The 20,385-nt window shown below is 70.5% G+C and carries 25 protein-coding genes; 19 read left to right on the top strand and 6 right to left on the bottom strand.

Annotation, left to right across the window (positions count from 1 at the left end; all coding sequences use genetic code 11):
* Positions 1 to 11 precede the first annotated feature (11 nt).
* Positions 12 to 1,709 carry a malto-oligosyltrehalose trehalohydrolase gene (gene treZ, locus HCK04_RS11755; protein WP_142647201.1) on the top strand — a complete coding sequence of 566 codons (1,698 nt, stop codon included), beginning with the start codon at positions 12 to 14 and terminating at the stop codon, positions 1,707 to 1,709.
* Between the two features lies 1 nt (position 1,710).
* Here treZ and HCK04_RS11750 read toward each other — a convergent pair whose 3' ends face one another.
* A complete protein-coding gene (locus tag HCK04_RS11750) occupies positions 1,711 to 2,301 on the bottom strand; it encodes a TetR/AcrR family transcriptional regulator (protein WP_142647200.1) in 591 nt (196 codons plus the stop codon).
* A gap of 79 nt (positions 2,302 to 2,380) precedes the next feature.
* Here HCK04_RS11750 and HCK04_RS11745 point away from each other — a divergent pair, with 79 nt between their 5' ends.
* Complete coding sequence (locus HCK04_RS11745; protein WP_142647199.1) at positions 2,381 to 2,734, top strand: hypothetical protein; 354 nt, start codon at positions 2,381 to 2,383, stop codon at positions 2,732 to 2,734.
* Here the strand turns inward: HCK04_RS11745 and HCK04_RS11740 are convergent.
* Both HCK04_RS11740 and HCK04_RS11735 read right to left on the bottom strand, forming a co-directional pair.
* Positions 2,715 to 4,313, bottom strand: a complete 1,599-nt coding sequence (locus HCK04_RS11740) for a GMC family oxidoreductase N-terminal domain-containing protein (protein WP_142647198.1) — start codon at positions 4,311 to 4,313, stop codon at positions 2,715 to 2,717. The two genes, HCK04_RS11745 and HCK04_RS11740, sit on opposite strands and share 20 nt — an antisense overlap.
* A gap of 40 nt (positions 4,314 to 4,353) precedes the next feature.
* A complete protein-coding gene (locus tag HCK04_RS11735) occupies positions 4,354 to 4,833 on the bottom strand; it encodes an NYN domain-containing protein (RefSeq protein WP_142647197.1) in 480 nt (159 codons plus the stop codon).
* A gap of 147 nt (positions 4,834 to 4,980) precedes the next feature.
* On the opposite strand from HCK04_RS11735, the gene HCK04_RS11730 reads away from it, so the two are divergent.
* Both HCK04_RS11730 and HCK04_RS11725 read left to right on the top strand, forming a co-directional pair.
* Positions 4,981 to 6,984: an N-6 DNA methylase gene (locus HCK04_RS11730; protein WP_142647196.1), complete on the top strand. Its 2,004-nt coding sequence runs from the start codon at positions 4,981 to 4,983 to the stop codon at positions 6,982 to 6,984.
* Between the two features lies 1 nt (position 6,985).
* The gene (locus HCK04_RS11725) at positions 6,986 to 7,342 is read left to right on the top strand and encodes a nucleotide pyrophosphohydrolase (protein WP_221889901.1); all 357 of its coding nucleotides are present in this window, start codon (positions 6,986 to 6,988) and stop codon (positions 7,340 to 7,342) included.
* Positions 7,343 to 7,352: 10 nt separating this feature from the next.
* On the opposite strand, the gene HCK04_RS11720 is transcribed toward HCK04_RS11725, so the two are convergent.
* Positions 7,353 to 7,883, bottom strand: a complete 531-nt coding sequence (locus HCK04_RS11720; protein ID WP_142647195.1) for an ATP-binding protein — start codon at positions 7,881 to 7,883, stop codon at positions 7,353 to 7,355.
* A 131-nt stretch (positions 7,884 to 8,014) separates the two neighbouring features.
* Here HCK04_RS11720 and HCK04_RS11715 point away from each other — a divergent pair, with 131 nt between their 5' ends.
* From HCK04_RS11715 to HCK04_RS11700, 4 genes are all read left to right on the top strand, one after another.
* Positions 8,015 to 8,794, top strand: a complete 780-nt coding sequence (locus HCK04_RS11715) for a helix-turn-helix transcriptional regulator (protein WP_142647194.1) — start codon at positions 8,015 to 8,017, stop codon at positions 8,792 to 8,794.
* Positions 8,785 to 9,015 (top strand): DUF397 domain-containing protein, encoded by a 231-nt coding sequence (locus HCK04_RS11710; protein WP_142647193.1) that lies wholly within the window; start codon positions 8,785 to 8,787, stop codon positions 9,013 to 9,015. Before HCK04_RS11715 ends, HCK04_RS11710 begins: the two co-directional genes overlap by 10 nt.
* 85 nt (positions 9,016 to 9,100) lie before the next feature.
* Positions 9,101 to 10,459 carry an ATP-binding protein gene (locus HCK04_RS11705; RefSeq protein ID WP_142647192.1) on the top strand — a complete coding sequence of 453 codons (1,359 nt, stop codon included), beginning with the start codon at positions 9,101 to 9,103 and terminating at the stop codon, positions 10,457 to 10,459.
* Between the two features lie 158 nt (positions 10,460 to 10,617).
* On the top strand, positions 10,618 to 11,202 hold the full coding sequence (locus HCK04_RS11700; RefSeq protein WP_205830112.1) for an HNH endonuclease: 585 nt from the start codon (positions 10,618 to 10,620) through the stop codon (positions 11,200 to 11,202).
* Between the two features lie 43 nt (positions 11,203 to 11,245).
* Here the strand turns inward: HCK04_RS11700 and HCK04_RS11695 are convergent, their stop codons facing one another.
* Both HCK04_RS11695 and HCK04_RS43515 read right to left on the bottom strand, forming a co-directional pair.
* Positions 11,246 to 11,611, bottom strand: coding sequence for a nuclear transport factor 2 family protein (locus HCK04_RS11695; RefSeq protein WP_142647190.1), 366 nt, complete (start codon positions 11,609 to 11,611; stop codon positions 11,246 to 11,248).
* Between the two features lie 23 nt (positions 11,612 to 11,634).
* On the bottom strand, positions 11,635 to 11,766 hold the full coding sequence (locus tag HCK04_RS43515) for a hypothetical protein (RefSeq protein WP_260617208.1): 132 nt from the start codon (positions 11,764 to 11,766) through the stop codon (positions 11,635 to 11,637).
* Positions 11,767 to 11,821: 55 nt separating this feature from the next.
* Between HCK04_RS43515 and HCK04_RS11690 the strand changes: the two genes are divergently transcribed.
* The 11 genes from HCK04_RS11690 to HCK04_RS11645 all read left to right on the top strand — a co-directional run bounded on the left by HCK04_RS11690 (position 11,822) and on the right by HCK04_RS11645 (position 20,081).
* Complete coding sequence (locus HCK04_RS11690) at positions 11,822 to 12,379, top strand: TetR/AcrR family transcriptional regulator (protein WP_221889900.1); 558 nt, start codon at positions 11,822 to 11,824, stop codon at positions 12,377 to 12,379.
* Positions 12,380 to 12,489: 110 nt separating this feature from the next.
* Positions 12,490 to 12,972, top strand: coding sequence for a hypothetical protein (locus HCK04_RS11685; protein ID WP_142647189.1), 483 nt, complete (start codon positions 12,490 to 12,492; stop codon positions 12,970 to 12,972).
* 266 nt (positions 12,973 to 13,238) lie between these two features.
* Positions 13,239 to 14,198 (top strand): GNAT family N-acetyltransferase, encoded by a 960-nt coding sequence (locus tag HCK04_RS11680; protein ID WP_260617207.1) that lies wholly within the window; start codon positions 13,239 to 13,241, stop codon positions 14,196 to 14,198.
* An 88-nt stretch (positions 14,199 to 14,286) separates the two neighbouring features.
* Positions 14,287 to 14,856: an MMPL family transporter gene (locus HCK04_RS42205; RefSeq protein ID WP_205830111.1), complete on the top strand. Its 570-nt coding sequence runs from the start codon at positions 14,287 to 14,289 to the stop codon at positions 14,854 to 14,856.
* Positions 14,817 to 15,008, top strand: a complete 192-nt coding sequence (locus tag HCK04_RS43510) for an MMPL family transporter (RefSeq protein ID WP_205830110.1) — start codon at positions 14,817 to 14,819, stop codon at positions 15,006 to 15,008. The genes HCK04_RS42205 and HCK04_RS43510 overlap by 40 nt, the downstream gene beginning before the upstream one ends.
* 232 nt (positions 15,009 to 15,240) lie before the next feature.
* On the top strand, positions 15,241 to 16,017 hold the full coding sequence (erm, locus tag HCK04_RS11670) for a 23S ribosomal RNA methyltransferase Erm (RefSeq protein ID WP_142647188.1): 777 nt from the start codon (positions 15,241 to 15,243) through the stop codon (positions 16,015 to 16,017).
* Positions 16,018 to 16,056: 39 nt separating this feature from the next.
* On the top strand, positions 16,057 to 16,512 hold the full coding sequence (locus tag HCK04_RS11665) for an NUDIX domain-containing protein (RefSeq protein WP_142647187.1): 456 nt from the start codon (positions 16,057 to 16,059) through the stop codon (positions 16,510 to 16,512).
* 258 nt (positions 16,513 to 16,770) lie between these two features.
* Positions 16,771 to 17,847 carry a hypothetical protein gene (locus tag HCK04_RS11660; protein ID WP_142647186.1) on the top strand — a complete coding sequence of 359 codons (1,077 nt, stop codon included), beginning with the start codon at positions 16,771 to 16,773 and terminating at the stop codon, positions 17,845 to 17,847.
* 89 nt (positions 17,848 to 17,936) lie between these two features.
* The gene (locus HCK04_RS11655; RefSeq protein ID WP_142647185.1) at positions 17,937 to 18,119 is read left to right on the top strand and encodes a hypothetical protein; all 183 of its coding nucleotides are present in this window, start codon (positions 17,937 to 17,939) and stop codon (positions 18,117 to 18,119) included.
* 58 nt (positions 18,120 to 18,177) lie between these two features.
* Positions 18,178 to 19,119 (top strand): hypothetical protein, encoded by a 942-nt coding sequence (locus HCK04_RS11650; RefSeq protein ID WP_142647184.1) that lies wholly within the window; start codon positions 18,178 to 18,180, stop codon positions 19,117 to 19,119.
* Between the two features lie 419 nt (positions 19,120 to 19,538).
* Positions 19,539 to 20,081, top strand: coding sequence for an MOSC domain-containing protein (locus tag HCK04_RS11645; RefSeq protein WP_142647182.1), 543 nt, complete (start codon positions 19,539 to 19,541; stop codon positions 20,079 to 20,081).
* Positions 20,082 to 20,385 lie beyond the last annotated feature (304 nt).

Raw genomic sequence — 20,385 nt, 5'->3', positions numbered from 1 at the left:
GGAGACGACGCATGTTCGAGGTGTGGGCGCCGGCGGCGGCGCGGGTCGAGGTCGAGCACGGGGGTGCCCGGCACCCGATGGCGCGAAGCGAGGGCGGCCGGTGGACCGCCCCCGGCGACGAGCACGACCTCGACTACACCTTCTGGGTGGACGGCGACGGGCCGTTCCCCGACCCCCGCACGCGGCGGCAGCCGTACGGGGTGAACGGCCCGAGCCGGGTCTACCACCACGACAGGTTCGCCTGGACCGACCAGAGCTGGCACGGACGCGACCTGCGCGGCGGGGTGATCTACGAGCTGCACGTCGGCACGTTCTCGCCCGAGGGCACCTTCCAGGGGGTGGCCGACCGGCTCGATCACCTGGCCGGTCTCGGCGTCGACTTCGTCGAGATCATGCCGGTGCCGCCGGTGCCGGGGAGGCGCAACTGGGGCTACGACGGCGTGGACCTCTACGCGGTCTTCGAGGAGTACGGCGGGCCCGACGGGCTGAAGAGCCTGGTGGACGCCTGCCACCGGGCCGGTATCGGCGTGATCCTCGACGTCGTCTACAACCACCTCGGGCCGTCCGGCAACTACCTGGCCAGGTTCGGGCCCTACTTCCACGACGCGAAGGGGTCCTACTGGGGCGACGCGGTCAACCTCGACGGGCCCGGCTCGGACGAGGTGCGCCGCTACTTCATCGAGAACGCCCTGCAGTGGCTGCGCGACTACCACGTCGACGGGCTGCGCCTCGACGCCGTGCACGCCCTGCACGACAAGCGCGCCGTCCACTTCCTGGAGGAGCTGTCGGCCGAGGTCGACGCGCTGTCTGCCGCCGTGGGCCGTCCGCTGACGCTCATCGCCGAGTCGGACCTCAACGACCCCCGCATGGTCACCCCGCGCGAGGCCGGCGGCCTCGGTATGCACGCGGCCTGGAACGACGACGTCCACCACGCCATCCACGCGAACGTCACGGGGGAGAGCAACGCCTACTACGGCGACTTCGCCACCCTGTCGTCCCTGGCCAAGGTGCTTACGTCCGGCTATTTCCACGACGGCACCTACTCGTCGTTCCGCGGCCGTTCGCACGGCAGGCCGGCGACCGGGGTGCCCGGCCACCGGTTCGTCTGCTGCGCGCAGAACCACGACCAGATCGGCAACCGGCCCGAGGGCGACCGCATGCGGCCCGACCAGCTCCGCCTCGCCTCCGGGCTGCTGCTGACCTCGCCGTTCACCCCGATGCTGTTCATGGGCGAGGAGTGGGGGGCGACCACGCCGTTCTACTTCTTCACCGACCACTTCGAGCCGCACCTGGCGGCGGGCGAGGGCGAACGGCGCAGGAGGGAGTTCGAGGGCTTCGGCTACGACTGGAAGGCCCCCGAGCCGGGCGACGAGACGACATTCCTGAGCTCCAAGCTCGACTGGGAGGAGCCGGCCAAGGGCGAGCACGCCGCGCTGCTGGGCTGGTATCGCGACCTGATCGCGCTCCGCAAGTCGCGTCCCGACCTCACCGATCCCCGCCTCGACCGGGTGCGGGTCGAGGTGGACGAGGACCGGCGCGTCGTGGTGATCGAACGCGGCTCACTGCGGATCGCCGCCAACTTCGCCGAAGGCCCGGTGCCCGTACGGCTGGCCGCGTCACGGCTCCTGCTCGCCTCCGACGACTCCGTCCGCCTGACCGGTCATGTCCTCGACCTCCCCGCCCGCTCCCTGGCTGTCCTGGAGGTGTAGCTCAGGGGCGCGGAGCGAGCACGTCGACGATGATCCGACGTGCGGTCGCGACCACCTCGTCGCGGCCGTACGGCGCGCCGCCGGCCAGCGCCTCGTGAAGCGTGCCGTGCGCGCCGTGGTAGACCACGTTCGCGAAGGCCGCCGGGTCGCAGGGCCGCAGGGCGCCCGCGTCCACACCGCGCCGGATCGCCTCGGCGATCACCTCGACCACCCTCTGGTCGATCTCCCGGCAGAGGGCGAGAGCCCGGGCGTCGGCGGAGCCGTACACGATGCGGTGCAGGTCGGCGTGCGCCACGGCGTGGTCGATCAGCCGTTCCAAGAGGGCGGTCAACGCGCCTGCGGCGGTGGGATCCGCGAGCGCCTTGCCGGCCAGGTCGAGGAAGCCGTTCACGTATCGCTCCCACAGCGCCGCCACCAGGTGGTCCTTCGACGGGAAGTACAGGTAGAAGGTGCCTTCGGCCACGTCGGCGCGGGTGGTGATGTCGCTGACGGTGGCCTCGTCGACGCCGCGTTCGGCGAAGACCGCCAGCGCGGCGTCCAGCAGATCCGCCCGCCGCTCCTCGCCTGGCTTGATCACCCGTCTTCTCGCCACCGCGTCCTCCCATTCGACGCCCTCGGCGTGGACCGTTCGGTGACGCTCGTCGCGCTGGCGTTCGGTGCGGGAGCGCCTCGTGCCGGAGCTCCGCTACCGGGGCTTCAAGCGCGCCCTGCTGTCGGCCGTCCGCAACCTGCCGATCCACCGGGCGGAAGACCTTTACCGCAGGGTCGATGCGAGCGACCTGCCCGTCCAGCTCGTCTGGGGCCGTCAGGACCCCGTGACCCCCATGCCGCCCGAGAGCCGTGTCCACGAGGTGTTCTCGAACGCCGACATCCGATTGCTGGACGGGGTGGGCCATCTGCCTCACTGGGAACGCCCCGGCGAGACCGCCCGAAATCCTCCTGGAGTTTCTCAGCGTGCGGGATTGAGCACCCTCCGCACTCACGATGCCGGTCGCGGCGAGACGCTCACGCCCTGCCGAGGATGAGGTCGGCGGCGTGCCAGGCCATCGCCATGATGGGGCCGTTCAGGTTGCCCGAGATCATGGTGGGCAGCACCGAGCAGTCGACGATCCGCAGGTTGTCGAGTCCTCGCACGCGCAGCCGCGAGTCGACCACGTCGTCGTCGTGCGGGCCCATGGCGCAGGTGCCCATCGCGTGGTAGCCGCAGTAGCCGCCGCCGAGCGCCGCGTCGATGATCTCCTCGTCCGAGTCGACCCCGGGACCGGGGAACGTCTCGGACGCCAGCCGTCCCGCGATGGGCTCCTGGGCGAAGTACTCGCGCATGCGGCGGAACAGGTCGACGCCGACCTGCCGGTCGTGCTCGGAGCCGAAGTAGTTGGGCTCGATGTGGAGCGGCGCGGCGGGGTCTCCGGAGGTGATGGCCACGCTGCCCTCCGCGGTCGGGCGGAGGATCTCGGCGACGACCGAGACTCCGGGTTGCCGCTCGACCGTGACCGTCTCGCCCGCCCGGTAGGTCGCCACCGACCACGGCCCCATCAGCAACTGGGCGTCCGGCCGGTCCAGCTCGGGGCGGGTCTTGAGGAAGGCGATCACATCGTAGGCCGGGGCGGCGAGCGGGCCCCTGTGGTTCATCAGGTAGCGCAGCGCGGTGAGGCCCTGCCGCAACGGCGTGGACAGCATGCGGTTGTAGCCCAGGTCGTCCTTCAGCCGGAACTTCAGCGCCAGGCACCGGTGCTCGCGCATGCGGGCGCCGACCATCGGCCGGTCCAGCCGGACCTCCACGCCGGCCGCCCGCAGCACCTCCGCGGGGCCGATGCCGGACGACTGCAGCAGCTTCGGCGTGCCCAGGCTGCCCAGCGACAGGACGACCTCGCGGGCCGCCCGATATTCGACGGTGGCGCCGCCGGCGTCGCGGGCGGTGACCCCGACGACCTTGTCGCCGTCGAACAGCAGCCCGGTCACCGTCGTCCCGGTCACGACGGTGAGGTTGCTCCGGTGGCGTACGGGGTGGAGGAAGGCACGGGCCGTGCTGAACCGCCGCCCGTCCTTGATGGTCGCCATCGCGTGGCCGACGCGTTCGTCGTCGGACTCGTTGATGTCCGGCATCGCGGTCAGGCCGAGCGCGGCGCCGGATGCGATCATCTCGTCGCAGAGCGGATCGGGGTCGCGCGGAGGGGACACGTGCAGCGGCCCGCCTGCCCCGCGCGTCGCCGTGGCGCCCAGGGCGTTGTCCTCCATCGCCCGGAAGATCGGCAGGATCGTGTCCCAGCCCCAGCCGGGGTTGCCGAGCCGTACGAGCTCGTCGTAGTCGGCGCGGTGGCCGCGGTTGTACACCATGCCGTTGATGGAGCTCGACCCGCCGAGCACCCGGCCGCGCGGCCAGATCTCGGCCTGTCCGTCGGGCCCGAACGGCTGTGTCCGGTAGTGCCAGACCTTCCGCGGATCGTCGAAGAGCTTCCCGAACCCCTTGGGCACCTGGTAGAGCGGGTGACGGTCGGCGCCGCCCGCCTCGACGAGCAGCACGCGGACGGCGGGATCCTCCGACAGCCGGTTCGCCAGGACACATCCGGCCGAACCGGCGCCGATCACCAAATAGTCGATCATTCACCCCATCTTGCCCACATCGCTCGGGCGGGGATAGATCTCAGGCGGCCTGGGCGGCGGGCAGTTCGAAAGTGACGGTGTCGGGGACGGCGGTGTAGAGCCGCCAGCTCAGGCAGGTGCGCTGGGCGACGACGGTCACGTGCAGGCCGCGGCCCGCAAGCCAGAGGGCGAGGTCGGCGAAGTAGCCGTCGCCCGACCCGATCACCGCCCGCTCGAACCGCAGGTCCACCCGGGTCGTACGGGCCGCGTCGTCGAGGGCATGGTCGGCGCCGTCCGGGCCCGAACGGGCCAGCAACTGCACCCCGCTCAGCACGATCCCCACGGGGACGAGCGCGTTGTGGTTGACCGCCACGATGAACTGGTCGAGCGGCCCGACCGGCACCGTCCGCTGGTAGGTGCTCATCACCCGCCGTACGTCATGGCTGCTCGGCAGGGGAGATCCGGTCAGGTTCTCGATGTCCAGGAGATGGATCGCGCGCCCGCGACGCAGTGACCTGAGGCGAGTGATGGGGGTGCTCACGATCCTTGCTCCCTTCCATGCCGACTCCAGGCGTCCATTAGAGCATGTGTTGACACAATCAACCAGACCTTGGCGCGACGTTGCCCAGGTCCAGGGCATCGGATATCGTCCGGTCGGATCGAAGAACCAGCGGAAGGGCGGAGCGGCGTGCGGCGAGACGTACACGTCACCGCGGCGGACATCGCCCGCCTGGCCGGCGTGGGACGTGCGGCGGTCAGCAACTGGCGGCGCAGGCACGACGACTTCCCCGAGCCCGTGGGAGGCACGTCCACCAGCCCGGCCTTCTCCCTCGCCGAGATCCGCGAGTGGCTGCGCGGCCACACCGAGGGCAGGGACCTCCCCCTGGACGAATGGCTCTGGCAGGACCTGCGCACCACCGTCGTCGACGACGACCTCGCCGACCTGATCGCCGACCTCGGGGCCTTCCTCGTGTACGTGCAGCACGAGGCCGACGACTGGGCCAGGCTCTCGGCCGGGACCGACGAGGAGGTGGCGCGGGAGCTTCCGGCCCGGGTGCGCGCGGCGTGCGCGGAGACCGTCAGCGCGGAGGCGTTCCCGGAGACCGTTCCGGTGACCCGCGTGCCGCTGGTCCGCTCGATCGCCCGGCTGGCCGCCGAACGCGGCGCCCGCGACACCTTCGAGTTCCTGCGTGAGCGTTACTTCGAGGTGCACACCCGGCGCGTCTACTCCACGCCCGTCGAGATCGTGATGCTGACGCTCGACCTCGTGGGCGACGGGTTCCGCTCCCTGCTCGACCCCGCCTGCGGCTCGGGCCGCATCCTCGGCCGGGCGCTCGAACGCGCGCCGGGGGCCCGGCTGCTCGGCCAGGACGTCGATCCCGTGGCCGCCCGGCTCACCGCCGTACGGCTCGCGCTGCGCTGCGACACCGCGCGGATCAGGCCGGGAGACTCCCTGCGCGCGGACGCCTTCCCCAGCGAGCTGGTGGACGCGGTGGTGTGCAACCCGCCGTTCAACGACCGCAACTGGGGTTACGAGGAGCTGACGGCCGACCCCCGCTGGGAGTACGGCCTGCCGCCGCGCGTGGAGCCGGAGCTGGCCTGGGTGCAGCACGCGCTCGCCCACCTGGCGCCCAGAGGCGTGGCCGTGCTCCTCATGCCTCCAGCCGTCGCCTCCCGCAGATCGGGCCGCCGGATCAGGTCCCAGCTGCTGCGGCGCGGCGCGCTGCGCGCGGTCATCGCGCTTCCGCAGGGCGCCGTGCCCAACGTGGCGGTCGGCCTGACGCTGTGGATCCTGTGCCCGCCGCCCGAGGGCGGCACGCCGAGTCATGTGCTGATGGTGGACACCTCCGGCAGGCCGGACGACTACGCCGGGGTGGCCGCCGCTGCCTGGCGCGAGTTCAGCGCCGGTCGCGAGCTGGACGAGCCGGGCGTCAGCAGGTCGGTCCCGCTCGTCGATCTACTTGACGAGGACGTGGACCTCACCCCCGCCCGCTACCTGTCCACGGTCGCCGACGACCTGTCACCGGAGCGCATCGCCGGAGCCCGATCCCGGCTCGACGAGCTGCTGGGGAGCGTCGCCCGGCTGCTGCCGTCCGTCGCGGCGGCGCCGGCGGACGAGCTCGCCCTGGTCCCGCTGCCCGAGCTGGTGCGGCGCGGCATGCTCGTGGTCGAGCAGCAGACGCCGGCCCGGCCGGGGGACGAACCGCTTCGGGGCGCGCCGGTGCTCACCGTCGATGACGTGCTGGCGGACCGGACCGCGACGGGATCCTCGGAGCAGGCCGGAGCCCGGCCGATCGTCACCCGGCCCGGCGACGTCGTGGTGCCGCAGGTCGTGGCCGCCCCGGTCGCGCGGGTGGTGACGAAGGGCGACGCCCTGCTCGGCCCCCACCTGTCCCTGCTGCGGCCCGATCCCGAGGTGCTCGACCCCGACTTTCTCGCCGGTTTCCTCTGCGCGTCCGTGAACGTCCGCCACTACACCTCCATGTCCTCGCGCTATCGGGTCGACGTACGGCGTGCCGAGCTGCCGCTGCTGCCGTTGGAGGAGCAACGCCGATATGGCGCGGTGTTCCGGCGCCTGGCCGACTTCCGGTCGGCCCTGCGGGAGGCGGCGATGCTCGGCGAGGACCTGGTCAGGCTGGTGGCCGACGGCCTCACGCACGGCGCCGTACGGCCGCCGAGTAGGGTCGGCTGACGTGAGCGGTGAGCTGGAGCACCTGGCCGCCCGGCTGCGCGAGTTCGTCCGCGAGCGCGACTGGGAGAGGTTCCACACGCCCAAGAACCTGGCGATGGCCCTCGCCGGAGAGGCGGGGGAGCTGGTCGCCGAGTTCCAGTGGCTGACGGCCGAGGAGTCGTGCGACCTCGGCGAGGACGCCCTGCGCAGGGTCCGCGCCGAGCTCGGGGACGTGACGCTGTATCTGGTCAGGCTGGCCGACGCGCTGGGCGTCGACCTCGCCGAGGCGGCGCACGCCAAGCTGGACGAGAACGAACGCCGCTACGATCCCGAGACCTATCGCGGCTCGGCCAGGAAGGCGCCCCCGCTGACCTCGTGACGGCGTCCGGTCACGACTCCGGGCGGCGCGGCGGGGGCGGCGTCATCGATGCCTTCTGCGGCCTGGCGGCCGACGGCCAGGCGAGGAGCTGGAACCAGACGGACTTGCCGTACGGCGTGAGGGTCCAGCCCCAGTGGTGGGAGCATGCCTGGACGATCGCGAGCCCCCGGCCGTACGGGTCGAGTGCGCCGGCACGGCGCAGCCGGGGGAGCGCGGGGCAGGGGTCGTGGACGTCCACGACGAGCAGGTCGTTCTCCCGGCTGACCGTGACCCGGACCGTGCTCGCCGCCGATGCCGCGCCGATGCCGGTAGTGCCGTGGACGAGCGCGTTGGTGACGAGTTCCGAGGCCAGGAGTTCGGCGACCTCCGGGACGTCGCCGGCCGCGTTCCAGTCGGTGGCCACATCCTTGACGAACCGCCGGGCCGAGGCGACGCAGCGGATGTCGCGGGGCAGCCATTTCTCGCCGAGGACGGGGACGAGCCGGTCGGGCGTGTAGCGATATTCGGCCAGCACCGTGCGGGCCGCGATTGCCTCGGTCATCGGCGTACTCCCGTTGTCGAAAATCCACGTCCGGACTGTCTGCTCACGACTACTGTAAGTGTCGATTTCGTTACCAAGAACGACATTTGAAGGTCGTGTCCATTCGTTGAACTCCGACACGAGGGGACGTTGTGGTCGATATCTACTCACCACAGGCGATATGGGGCAGAGAATTACGGCACTACCGGCAGGCGGCGGGGCTGACCCAGGCCCAGATGGCCCACAAGGTGCATTTCAGCGAGTCGCTGATCAGCGGTGTCGAGACGGGCCAGCTTCCGGCCAGCGCGGAGTTCGCGCGGTGCTGCGATGAGGCGCTGTCCACAGGCGGCGCGCTCTATCGCCTGCTCGACTGGCGCAAGGGCCAGGTCTCCCCCTCCTGGTTCGGCAAGTGGCGCGACAAGGAACAGGTCGCCACCACACTTCGCTCCTATCAGCCGCTTGTCATACCCGGCCTGCTGCAGACAGAGGCGTACGCCCGCGTGCTGTTGTCGGGGGACGAGACGGCGGTGGCCGCACGGCTGGACCGTCAGCGGATCCTCACCCGCGAGGATCCGCACCCTCCGATCCTCCGATGCGTCATCGACGAGGCCGTTTTGCATCGGCCGATCGGGGCACCGCTGGTCATGCGCGAACAACTGCATCACCTGCTGGCGATGGTGGGCCCGAGGCTGAGCATTCAGGTCGTCCCGCATGGGATGCATTCGGGCTTGCTCGGTGGGTTCTCCATTGCGACGCTGGACGGAGGAAACGATCTGGTCTATATGGAGACGGCCGTCCGAGGCCTCACTACGAGCGACCAAGAGGACGTCACGGCAGCCATCGAGTGCTTCGAATCCATCCGCACCGAGGCGTTGCCGCTGAGCATGTCCACCGACCTCATCAGAAAGACAGTGGAGGAGAGATGGACCTGAGCCGGGCGCGCTGGCGCAAGTCGAGCTACTCGGGAAGCAATGGCGGGGACTGCGTCGAGGTGGCGGAGATCGATGGCGACGGACCCGAGCACAAGAGCGGCCGGTTGATCGCCGTACGGGACTCGAAGGACCCCGACGGCCCGGTGCTGTTCTTCACACCTGAGGAGTGGAAGGCGTTCCTGCTCGGCGTCCACGCCGGCGAGTTCGAGCCCACCCCCTGAGGCCGCGGCCCGTCCAGTAGGCCGTGCCGTTGCGGGGTCCTAAGGTTCAAGAAGGCATGGCACGACCAGGGAACGGGAGTGGACGATGTACCTCGCCGAGGTCAAGGTCTCCGGCATTCGCGGGTTCTCCGGCCCCCGGAGCGTGGACCTTCGGCTTACCCGTCCCGACGGCAGCCATGCGGGCTGGACGGTCCTGGCCGGCCGCAACGGTTCGGGCAAGACGACATTGCTCCGTGCGATGGCGCTGGCGATGGCAGGCCCGTTCGTCGCTCGGAGCCTGGTGCCGGCCTTCGACGGCTGGATCTCCGATGACGAGCAGAAGGGCACCGTCGGAGCGGAAATCGCATTCGACGAGAAATGGGACGGATTTGCGTCTGTCAGGCGGGATGCGAGGAATCCTTTCCCGGTTCGCCTGACCTGGGCCCGGCAGCGGCTCGACGAGTCAGGGCAGTACGGCGCGCAGCCGGCATTGCACGCCGGTGAAAAGACTCCCGCTATGCGGGGGCCGTGGAGGGAAAACCCGCAGGGGTGGTTTGTCGCCGGTTATGGGCCTTTCCGTCGGTTGGTTGGAGGCTCGGCGGATGCCCAGCGGCTCATGCTGGGCACGGGTGCCGTTTCTCGTCTGGCCAGCCTCTTTCACGAGGACGCTTCTCTCGCGGAGAGCGTGAGCTGGCTGATCGACCTGCATTTGCGTCGGCTGGAAGGGCGGCCGGGCGCCGAGCAGTTGCTCTCCTTCGTCATCGACCTCCTGAACGACGGACTTCTGCCCGATGGTTTCCGCGTCGTACGGGTGGACAGCGAGGGCTTGTGGGCCGAGCGGGACGGCCGGTTGATCGCGCTCAGAGAGATGAGCGACGGCTACCGGACCGTCACCGCACTGGTTCTCGACCTGCTGAGGCACATGAGAGATATGTACGGGGGTGCTATCACCGAGGTCTTCCTTGGAGCAGAGCGGTCGGAGGCGGGAAATCCGGTTGTTCATATGCCGGGCGTCGTGCTGATCGATGAGATCGACGTGCATCTGCATGTGAGCTGGCAGAAAAGAATCGGCGAGTGGCTGAAGGCCCACTTTCCGGCTGTTCAGTTCATCGTCACCTCTCACAGCCCGTACATTTGCCAGAGCGCCGACCCCGGCGGGTTGATCAGGCTTGCGGGAGTGGACGAAGACGTTCCTCCACGCGTCGTGGAGCCGGACCTGTATGACCGCATCGTGTACGGCAGCGGTGACGACGCGCTGCTCACGGACCTCTTCGGCATCGACTCGCCCTACTCGGAACGCGCCGAAGAGTTGCGGCGTCGGCTGACCGTGCTCGAACGCGCCGTGCTGCGCGGCAGAGCGACGCCTGCGGAACTGGCCGAGTATGACCGTCTACGCGAAAGGCTCAGCAGCACGTTGACCACGAGAGTGGGCGAGGTGGCCCGGAGGATCGCCGACACGCCATGATCCGCCTATATCGTCTGGCGCTTCCCCCTGAGCTGGCCGAGCAGCTTGATGATCGCACGGGAAAGTTACGAGAGAAACGTGCAGACGGCTCGGTAGCGCGAGCTGAGTGGAAGTCCGCCAGGAACGTCCGGACGCAGCTGACGGTGCATCTCACCGGCATGACCACCGGCATCAGACGATGCATGTACTGCGGTGACGGCCTCGGTACGGACATCGACCACTTCGAGCCGCTCGCCGAGGCGCCGTTACGCGCCTTCGACTGGCCCAACCACCTGCTGGCCTGCTCCCACTGCAACAGCCACCAGAAGCGCGAGCTGTTCCCTCGGGACGAGGACGGCGCACCACTGCTCGTGGACCCTACGGCCGAGGATCCGTACGAGCATCTCGAACTCGTGCTAAGCACCGGCGTCTACGAGGCGTTGACGCGCAGGGGAGACATCACGATCGAGGTCTTCGGCCTTAACCGAGCCGATCTCGTACGGGGCCGCGCCTCCGCCTTCGTCCGGACCGTCTCCATGCTCCGTGATCGGGCCAGGCTGCTCGGCTCGGACGCTGAAGAGGCGGCCGAAATCGTCACGTCCCTGCGCGATCAGCCGTTCGCCGATGTGCTCTACGCCATGCTCCGCTACCGGAGCCTTCCCGGGGCGCATCTTGTCCTGCGCGGCGGGGAAGTCGTCGACGCCCTCGGTGATCCGGCCCTCCAGTTCTGGCCGCACGCCGGCGAGTTCGAGCCGAGCCGGTGACCGGCCCTCGCGCTGATCCGTACGCGAGGGCCGGGCGGGGTGGTCAGCTCTCGATGAGCTGGTGATCGGTCCTGATCCGGCCGTCCTCGCCGAGCGTGAGGAAGTCGAACCCGACCGAGTCCACCTCGCCGGAGGCCGTACGCACCATCTCCCAGTTGAAGCGGACCGCGCCGTGGTGGCCGTTCGCGTTCTCCACGGCCCGGAAGACGTACGTGCCCGGAGCCACCCACTTGTCGTACGACGTGGCGATGCGCTCCTCCAGCTCCGCGTGGCCGTGGGCCTCCATCGACGGGGTGTAGTGGGCGGCGTCGGGGGCGAACAGCCGGGCGATCGACTCGCGGCGTACGGCGGGGTCGGGCTCGTTCCACACGGCGGCGTAGCGGCGGGCCAGGTCGTTGAGATCGTTCATGGTTCTCCTTCGCTGATGACGGGTCAGGCCGTGGCCCTGGCGCGCGGAAGCCACTGGACGAGAGCGGCGATGGCCAGGGTGATGACGATGAGGTGGACGAGCCCGTGCTGGAACGCGACGGTGCCGCCGCCGTGGATAGAACGATCGGTATGCACCGCCCAATTAGATAGACTGGTTGATCTACTGTCAAGTGCGTGCCAGAATCGGCATGTGACGACGAGACCCGGTCCCCGCCAGCGGCTGCTCGACGCCGCCAGGGAGCTCACCTACAGCCAGGGCGTACAGGTGGGCGTCGACGCGATCCTCAAGCAGGCGGACGTCGCGAGACGCTCGCTCTATCAGCACTTCGGCGGCAAGGACGGCCTCGTGGCCGAGGTGCTGCGCAGCGACGGCGGGCTGGACCGCTACCGCCAGGTCATGGACGCGGCGGGGGACGATCCGCGCGAGCGGGTGCTGGCCGTGTTCGACGAGCTCGACGTGATCACCTCGCAGCCGGCCTTCCGCGGGTGCCGTTACACCGCGGCCGAGCTCGCGCTCACCGACCCCGCGCATCCGGCGCACGGGGAGGTGCGGTCCTTCAAGGAGGGCCTGCACCGGTTGATGGCGGCGGAGCTGACCCGCCACGGGCATCCCGCTCCCGACGCGGGCGCCGACCAGCTCCTCGTGCTCATCGACGGCGTGCTCGCCCACGCCGTCACCCGGCCCGCCGCCCGTCCGGCCCTGGCCGCGCGGGCGCTCGCGGAAGCCGTGTTCGCCACGTCGAGATGATTGGCCTCGCCCGAATTTGACTGTTTCGGTCATCTCCTGGTTGATGATCCGCAAAGATGATCGCCAGGACGCCGCCCGGACCGAGGGCGGCGGTTGGGAAAGGACAACGTATGCGCAGGTCCGCGAGTACGGTCGTCGTCGCTGCGGCGCTGGCCGTCGGAGGGCTCGTCGCCAACCCGGCATACGCGATCTCCGCCGGCTACACCCCCGAGGGCGTGTGCGGCTCCGGCTTCGGCCGGGTCAGCGATGACGGCAGCCGGGCGGTGAAGACCCCTTCGGGGCGGGTCTTCGGGCGGGTCTACCTGCTCTACAACCGCAAGACCGGGCAGAACTGCGTCGTCACCATCAAGTCGTCGTACGCCGGCACGGCCACCCGGACGTCCGCGACCCTGGTGACGCAGGTCAGGCGCCACCGCGACGAGCCGGTGACCACCGCGCACAAGAGCGACAGCGGGAAGTACAAGTACTACGCCGGTCCGATCAAGCTGTACGCCAAGGGCCTGTGTGTCAAATACTCGGGCACGATCGCCGACACCCGCATCAACGGCGAGGTCGCGAGCGGCGGTCGCAGCGGATGGGGCAACTGCGGCTGATTCCGGACGTCCGCACCACGGCCCGGTGAGGCCGGCTTGTGGGGGCCGCCCGGCCTGCGCCGGGCGGCCCCTCTCACGTGCGGCTTTCGGGCCGGCCGAAAATGATTGGCGGGCCGGACGGCAGGTCCGATAGAACAGGCGGACCTTCGAGGACGAGAGGAGGGACGAGCCGATGTACACCGAAAACGTCGTGCCGGTTCCTTCCCGGGGTGTGGCCGGACGCTGACCCCTGGGCGCGAGCGGCGCACCTCACCCGAGGAAGTGCAGTGAACCCCGAAAACCTGATCATTCGCCCCATCGCGGGGCGTTCGGAACTCGACCTTTTCCGCCGTCTGCCCTACGTACTGAACGACGAGCTGGACGACGACCTCGCCGCCGGTCGGCGGCGGCCCGAGTGGATGTGGATGGCGTTGCGCGGCGACCACCTCGTCGCACGGTTGTCCTGGTGGGCCCCGCGTGCGGGCGAGCCGCCGGAGCTGCTGGACATCCTCGATCTCGACGACGCCACGCCCGCACCGGCGAGCATCGACGCCGGGGTCCGGCTGTTCGAGACCGCGAGCGCCGCGGTGCTGCCCGCCGGGGTTCGCCCACCGGAGCACAACGCGTACGTCCCCCCGCGGTGGCGCGACGACGCGGAGGCGAGGCGTGCGGTCGAGGGCCGCATCGCCGTACTGGAGCGAACCGGTGCCCGGCCGCTCGTCGAACGGCTGCGGCTGGAGTGGCGTCCGGGCGCGCCCATCGCACCGCCGAGCGGCCGGCTGGCCTTCCGCCCCGTGTCCGGGAGGGAGGAGCTGGTCGCGCTGATGACCCTCGTCCTCGACGGCACGCTCGACGCCCACAGCCGCGCCGACCTCGTCCGCATGCCCGCCGAGCAGGCCGCGGCCCTGCACTACGACGACGAGCTCGCCCACTATCCGAGCCCACGGGAATGGTGGCGGATCGGCACATCACCCGAAGGCGAACCCGTGGGATTCGTCATCCCGGCGCGCAACTCCTACAACGCGATGATCGCGTACATCGGGGTCGTGCCCGCGCACCGCGGCAAGGGCTACATCGACGACCTGCTGGCCGAGGGGACGCGGATCCTCGCGGAGCAGGACGTCCCGCGTGTCCGCGCCGCCACGGATGTCGGGAACGTCCCGATGGCCCAGGCGTTCCTCCGTGCCGGATACGAGGTCATCGGGCGGCGTATCGACATGACCTGGAGCGAAGGCGAGTCCCAGTAGTTCGTCACCCCCGGACCCCGGCGCTCACCGGGTCCGGGGGCCTCCGGGGACCCCTCAGGGCGCCCTTCACGGAGCGTCGCCGCGCGGCGTGCTCACCCGCACACGACCGTCCACACCGGAGACCGTCATCGTGCCGTCGGCGACGAGGCCCGTGATCGAGGCGTCGCGCGGCACGGTGATGTCGTACGCGACACGACACGGGCGGATTCTCGGCTGGCACGCCAGCGTGCAGGAGGAGCGGCCGCCCCACGTCGTCGGGTTCGTCGTCCTGCTGTGCCTCGTGGTCATGCTGGTCGCGTTCCGCTCAATCCTCGTCACCCTGGTCACCGGCCTGCTCAACCTGATCTCCGTGGCGGCGGCCTACTGCATCCTCGTGCTCGTCTTCCAGAATGACTGGGCCGAGCCTGTCCTGGGATTCCAGTCGAACGGCGCCGTCGTCTCGTGGATCCCGTTGATCCTCTTCGTCGTCCTGTTCGGCCTGTCCATGGACTACCACGTGTTCGTGCTCAGCCGGATTCGCGAGGCGGTCGTCAGGGGCGAGGGGGTCAAGGACGCCGTCCGGAGCGGCATCGTCAGGGCCGCGGGGTCGTCACCAGCGCCGCCGTCATCATGGTTGCGGTGTTCGCCCTCCTCGCGACCCTCTCGACGCTGGAGATGAAGCAGCTCGGAGGCGGCCTGGCGGTGGCGATCCTGCTGGACGCGACCGTCGTCCGGGGCCTGCTGCGGCCGGGGCTCCTGGCCCTCCTCGGCCGTCCGGCCTGGCGGGAGGTGCGGTTTCTTCGCAGGCTTCCGTCGGTCGCGCACGACTGACACCGTCCTCGGGCGCCGGGAACGGCGGAGGACACGCGCGGAAAATGGTTTGCGGGTCCCGCCGTCGTCCTCGCTAGGGTGACGCTCATGGGCTGCTTCGCATGCTTCACGAGGATCCGCCGCTCATAGCGGCGGATCCCTTCCTTTCGTACGGCTCCGCCGCCATCGGTGTCCTCGCCGGTGCGGCGCTTCGTGCTGCCCGGCTCCGATCGCGCACTCGCGGAGCACTTTCATGGTTCATCAGGGCGGACGGCACGAGCTCGGCCAGAACTTCCTCGTCGACCGCATGGTGGTCGCACGCATAGGGGACCTCGTCGCCGGGACGACCGGCCCGATCGTCGAGGTCGGCGCGGGCGACGGCGCGCTCACGCTTCCCCTCAGCCGGTACGGCAGGCCGGTGACGGCCGTCGAGGTCGATCCCGGGCGGGCACGCCGGCTGGCCCGGCGCGTCCCGGCCAACGTCACCGTCGTCGCCGCCGACATCCTGCGGTTCCGGTTTCCCCGGCATCCTCACGTGGTCGTCGGAAACCTGCCGTTCCATCTCACGACCTCGATCATGCGGCGGCTCCTCGCGGCGTCCGGCTGGAGAACGTCGGTGCTGCTGGTGCAGTGGGAGGTCGCCCGGCGGCGGGCCGGCGTCGGCGGCGCCAGCATGCTGACCGCCGCCTGGTGGCCGTGGTACGCGTTCGAGGTGCATGCGCGGGTGCCCGCCCGTTCGTTCCGGCCCACCCCCTCGGTCGACGGCGGGCTGCTCACCATGACGCGCAGGGCCGCACCTCTCGTCGATGAGCGGGAGCCCTACCAGGACCTCGTACGCCGGGTCTTCACCGGCCGAGGGCGCGGCCTCGCGGAGATCCTCGAACGCACCGGATGCCTGGACCGCCGGGCCGTACGCGCCTGGGCGCGTGAGGCCGGGGTGGCGCCCAACGCGCTGCCCAAGGACCTGACCGCCGATCAGTGGGCGTCCCTCTGGCGGGAAGTGGCGCGGAACCGGCGGCCAGGCCTGTGATGATGTCCTTTTCCCCGCATCGTGGACGAAAGGAATCACGTGAACGATCTGGTCGCCCGGCTGTGGCGGAGCATCGGCGGCTCATTGCAGTGGCGGCTGCTGTGGATGTCGCAGGCGAAGTTCATGATCGGCGTCACGGGGATCGTTCGCGACGGAGACGGGCGGGTTCTGTTGCTCCGGCACCGGTTGTGGCCGGAAGGCCGGCAATGGGGGTTGCCCACCGGCAGCGCCAAGAAGAGGGAGACGTTCCAGGACACGGTCGTCCGGGAGGTGCGTGAAGAGACCGGTCTGACCGTGCGCGTCGGCGAGCTCGTCCAGCTCAGGAGCGGCTACCGGCTGCGGGTCGAGGTGGCGGCGTACGAGGCCGAGTTCGTGGGCGGCACGATGAAGCTCGACCCCAGGGAGATCCTGGAGGCCCGGTGGTGCGCGCCCGACGACCTGCCGGAGGGGACGTTGGAGGCCCATCGGCTCCTGATCTCGGGCAGGGCCGGTTAGAGGGCCGATCGGACGGTCGCCGGACAGGTTGGTCGACCGGCGACCTGTGGATAGGGGTGATGCGGCACGGAGATTCGCCCGTTCTGTTCGCCGACTATCCACAGAATGGCGTTCGGCCGGGCCGGGCGACGGTGGTTTCGCGCAGGCTGTGGACCTGCGGCAGTGCGGGGAGCGGCAGGCGCGGGGCCGTCTGCTCCTACGGCACTTCCCGCGGCCGCTTCGGCGGTTGTAGATGCAGCACGTCGCGGAGGAGGAGCCATGCGAATCACCTATCCCGTGCCCGCGCAGACCTCGTCGGTCTTCGTCGTCGTCACGGACCGCACGCCGACCGATCTCACGTCGATCGTCCCCTGGCGGATGGGGCCGTCACACCGGCGCGCCGCCAGGGACGCGCTCGGCACGCCACGGCTGAGGCTGGAGGCGTTCCGGTCGACGCGCTCCCCGTGGCGGCGCATGGACCTGAGCACCGAGGACCTCAAACGGGTGAGACGGGCCCGCCACCATGTGGTGGTGACGAGCACCGCACCCGTCGAGGAACAACCCGAGGCCGCCCAGGTCGCCCGGGCGGCCGCGCGCGGCATCGCGGAGGCCTACCACGGCGTGTTGTACGACCCGCTCACCGGAGCGGCCGTCTACCACTGCGCCGAGTGCCCGGGGGAACGGCGCGACTTCGACCTCGGCGACGACTGGCTGGGCTGGAGGGTGTCGTGCGCCGACGAGGAGCACGCCTGTGTCCTCGGCCTCGGTACTGCCGCACCCGTGGGAGCCGATGCCGGCGGGGGTTGCTCGTGCCTGGTCACGATCTCGCGCGGCCTGCGGCGTTTCGGCCTGCCGGAGATCGCGTTGACCGGCCTCGCCTGCGCGCACAGCCTGTGTGCGGTGACCGTCCTGCGGGCCGTGGCAGAGTCGCTGCTCGCGGGTCACTTCGCCTGGCTGTCCTCCGGCTCCCGGTGGCAGACCGAAACGCCGCCGCCCTGCCGCGCCGTCGCCCGCCGCCTCCGGATGGCGGGCATCGACTACGCCGTGCTGTCCGGCGGAGCGGGGCCAGACAGCTCCGCCCAGGTCCCCGGCACCGAGCACGGGGCTGAGCCCGGCATGTCCGAGGGGTTGCGTGGGCGGCTCGTTGTGTGGGCGGGTCGGCCGGATCGGGAGAGCGGCCGCATGGCGAACGCCGAGCACGAGGCCGAGCCCGGCACCGTGCACGAGGAGAACGGGCTCCTGCGCGTGCGTCTCACACCGGCCGCCGCCGCGCGCTCGTGCCTCAAGCTCGGCCTGCCGGGCGGTCACGGCGGGAACCCTCACCCGCACCACACCGCGGGGCTGCTGGTCGCCTGAACCGCCTGCCCGGGCGGCGTGCCGGGGGCAGGGGGCGTGGCGTCCAGCGCACAAGTCAGGCGTACGGCACACGAGCCGGGGGAGGGGGCGTGGGATCACCGGCACCGATGGGGCTGGAGGCCGGCAGGACCATCGGCACGATGGGGGCTGGGGCAGGGCCGCGCGGGACCATCGGCACGATGGGGGCTGGGGCAGGGCCGCGCGGGACCATCGGCACGATGGGGCTGGGCAGGGCCGCGCGGGACCACTGGAACGATCGGCTGGTCCCCTGACCAGGTGATCAGGCGGCGGCGCGGGAACGTTTGGACCACCATGGGACGTCTGTAAGGTGTGACCCTTTTCGCTGCCATAGATGACGAGATACGGGACGCGCGGGATCGTGCCCGACGCCGCGACCAGCTCACCCGGCAGCGTGCCACTCTCCTGACGCAGATCGAGGAGGTGCGTGGCATGCTCGCCGATCTGGAGCGGCAGCTCGCCAAGGAGGATCGCGACGTCGCCAAGCTGGAACAGGGCGGCTTCGCCGCCTTCCTGGCGGGACTGACCGGCGACAAGGAAGAACGCCTGGCACGAGAACGGGCCGAGGCGGCGGCGGCCCGCCAGCGGGTCACCGGTCAGCGCACCCGCCTGGAGTGGCTCGCCGGCGATTTGCGGACCACCGACCAGGCCCTCGCGGAGCTCGGCAACCCGCATCAGGAGCTGGAGGTGCTGCTCGCCCGCAAGGAACGGATGCTGGTCGAGTCCGGGGACCCGCGCGGGCGGGAGCTGGCCGACATCGCCGCCCGGCTGGCGAACGTCAGCGCCGACCTGCGCGAGCACCAGGAGGCGCAGCAGGCCGGAGCCGCCGCGGGCCAGGCGGTCGGCTACGTCCTGCGGCACCTGAGCGGCGCCCGCGGCGCCTCGACATGGGACATGTTCAGCAGCGGCGGCTTCGCCGACATGGTCGAGCACGGACACCTGCGTCAGGCCGACGAGGCGGCGTGGCACGCGCAGGGCGCTCTCGATCGGTTCTCCCGCGAGCTGGCCGACATCGGCGTCGTCGCCGCACCCCGGTTGCCGAAGGTGGACACCCGCTGGTTCGCCGACGTCTTCTTCGACAACATCATCACCGACGCCATCAAGCACCAGCGGATCGCCCGTACGGCGGAGGCCGTCCGCGAGGTGGCCGAGTGGGTCGCGGCCATGGTCGCCCAGGTGTCCGTTCGCTGCGGTGAGCTCACCCGTCAGCAGGACTCCCTCGCCCGGCGGCGTGAGGAGGTCCTGAGCTCCTGACCCGTTCCGCCCGGCCAGGCTGTCGAAGAAGTCTTCGGCGGAGGTGCGCGTCCTCGGGCGGCGCCGCACGCTTCGCGCCGTGGCCGACATGAGCGGATCCGGGTCTGCCGGGCTGTTCGCGCTGATGCTGCTCGCCGACGCCCGACGCCCGACGCCCGACGTTCGACGTTCGACGTTCGACGCCCGACGTTCGACGCCCGACGCCCGGCGTCTGACGTCCGGGGCGCCACGCGTACCGCTCCTGACGGCACGCGCGTGCACGGGACGGCGGGGTGCCCGGCGCTATAGAGATCGCCGGCCTCTTTCCGCTGGTCAACGCGTCGCGCGGGTCGGCGAGCAGGCCCCGTGTGACGAATATCCACTTGCCGTCTTCTCACCTTCGTGCACGGAATGGAGCCGTTGCCCTAAGAGGAGAAGACATGACGAGCAGAGTGATAGCGGTAAGCCGCAGCGCCACCCACACCTTCAGCAAGACCCCTCTGGAGTCGATCCGGCTGCTGGCCGGCCTCGGTGTCGAGGGCGACGCCCACGCCGGAGTGACCGTGAAGCACCGGTCGCGGGTCGCCCGTGATCCCAGCCAGCCGAACCTGCGCCAGGTGCACCTGGTGCACGCGGAGTTGCACGACGAACTGCGCGAGGCGGGCTTCGCCGTACGGGAGGGGGACATGGGGGAGAACGTCACCACCAGGGGTGTCGATCTGCTCGCGTTGCCCACGGGGACACGGCTGCGCCTCGGCGAGACCGCCGTCGTCGAGGTGACGGGCCTGCGCAACCCGTGCGCGCAGCTCAACGGTTTCCAGGACGGGTTGATGAAGGCCGTGCTGGATCGGGATGAAGAGGGCAATCTGGTGCGCAAGGCGGGGGTCATGGGCATCGTCATCGAGGGCGGCGAGGTCCGGCCCGGCGACCCTATCTACGTGGAGCCTCCGGCCGGACCGCACGAGCCTCTTCGGCCGGTGTGAGCGGCGCTGGCGCCTGCCCGCGGTCCCCTGACGCCTGCCCGCGGCCGTGTGGCACTTACCTCGATCCCGTCACGCATGGCCGCGACGATGTGGCTTACCCGCGGTCCTGTGATGGTTTTCGCCGTTTCATCCCGAATGCCTGAGGCTTTGTGACGCTTACCCGTGGTCGTCATTCGGCCGGGTAAGGGGCCGGCGCGGAAGCGTCGGCCCGGCAGGCGGCCGGCCCGACGCCCTCCCATGGGCCGGTCTCAGCAGATCTGGACCGGCCGCAGCGGACGGGTCTCAGTGGGCGGGTATCAGTGGG

The sequence above is a fragment of the Microbispora sp. CL1-1 genome (assembly GCF_012034195.1).
In the GTDB taxonomy this organism is placed as follows: domain Bacteria; phylum Actinomycetota; class Actinomycetes; order Streptosporangiales; family Streptosporangiaceae; genus Microbispora.
Note: the sequence above shows the minus strand (reverse complement) of the source record. Positions and strands in the feature narration are given on the sequence as shown.